Source organism: Corynebacterium sp. HMSC077D03 (assembly GCF_001808545.1).
GTDB classification, from domain to species: Bacteria; Actinomycetota; Actinomycetes; order Mycobacteriales; family Mycobacteriaceae; genus Corynebacterium; species Corynebacterium simulans.
In genome coordinates this window covers 1-1468 of the sequence record NZ_KV793666.1, presented here as the reverse complement: position 1 = coordinate 1468, position 1468 = coordinate 1, and the positions used below count along the sequence as shown (strand labels likewise).

The 1468-nt window shown below is 56.5% G+C and carries 1 protein-coding gene and 1 pseudogene; both read left to right on the top strand.

Annotated features, from left to right (window positions below):
• Positions 1 to 588, top strand: a pseudogene (locus HMPREF2888_RS02200) (IS21 family transposase); the annotation flags it as partial.
• A gap of 17 nt (positions 589 to 605) precedes the next feature.
• Positions 606 to 1364 carry an ATP-binding protein gene (locus HMPREF2888_RS02195; RefSeq protein WP_070518136.1) on the top strand — a complete coding sequence of 253 codons (759 nt, stop codon included), beginning with the start codon at positions 606 to 608 and terminating at the stop codon, positions 1362 to 1364.
• Positions 1365 to 1468: the final 104 nt, after the last annotated feature.

Below are 1468 nucleotides of genomic sequence, written 5' to 3'. Positions count from 1 at the left end.
CACATCACCTGTGACTACCAGTACTACTCAGTGCCATTTCAGCTGGTAGGAGAATCGGTAACAGTAAGACTCACCCCGCAACTGGTGAGCGTCTTCAACGGGGAGCAGCTTGTTGCTGAACACACGCGCCTTCACGGATTCAAATACCGGTATTCCACCAACCCTCAGCATGGGCCGCGTGGCGATGATGAAGGCCACAAGGCGCTTACCCGTGATGAGCTTTTGGCCTGGGCCTCGTCGTTTGGGGCAGCAACGCACGCAGTCATAGCGATGATCCTCGACCGCAATAGTGCCGCCGTACCCCGCGGACTCATCCAGGCACGCAACGTGCTGGCCAACCTGGGCAAAAAGCACAACAAAGCCACCCTGGAACCTGCCTGCCAGCAGGTCGTGGACAAGAAGCTGGCCCCAACGATGGCAGTGATCAAACGCCTCCAGACTGACATTGCCCACGCCCAACAACATCCCGGGCAACCAGGGCCAAAAACACAGCCTGTAGCCAAGCGCCAACCACGCCCAAGTACCCCGCTTACCGGTGAGGTGGCCGATGCCGTCTTTATCCGGCCTGCTGACCACTACGAAAACTAGAAGGAGTGTGAAAAATCATGAGCAGCATCGACGACGAGATTGTGCGGGCGAAAATGCGCAAGCTTCGCGTATCAACCTTCGCTGACATCTTCTACGAGGTTGTCAACGACGAGGCCTATGCGGATGCGCTACCAGAAGACATCTTCCTCGCCGCAGTCGAAGAAGCCTACACACAACGCCAACAGCGCAACATTGCCAAGGCCATCACCCAGGCACAATTCCGATACCCGGATGCAAGCCTGGCTGAAATTACCCGGGCAGAACAACGCGGTATCAACATGCGCCAGCTGAAACGAATCGCAGCAACCAACTGGCGGGAAAACCCGACCAATATTCACATCCTTGCACCGACCGGAACAGGCAAGACATACATTGCCTGCGCCATCGGCATCGCCGCATGCAAGGCCGGATATTCCGTAGCGTACTACCGGCTGGATCAACTTGCAGACATGCTGGCGGTCTTCTCACCGACTGACCAAAACTACCTCGATAAGATGCGGAAACTGATCAACGTCGATGTCCTTATCATCGACGACTTTATGACCACCAGCATCAACCAGCGCGGGCAAGAAGACCTAACCAAGATCATATTCGACCGCGACGGAAGGCTCCCAACACTGATCTCCTCCCAATCAGCTGCCGCCTACTGGGTTGAAACACTGCCAGACAGAGTCGGAGCCGATTCACTCGTAAGCCGCCTCAACAACGGCCACCGAATCCATATCGGAGACTTCGACATGCGTAAAGCCACCGCCCCGACCACCCCAGACGACTAAGACTAACGGTCCGGGCCGACGTACCCCTCGACCCGGTACCAACTACCCGGAACACGACAGTACCGAGTCCCCAGAACACCGGTACCAAAAACTCGCATCTGACA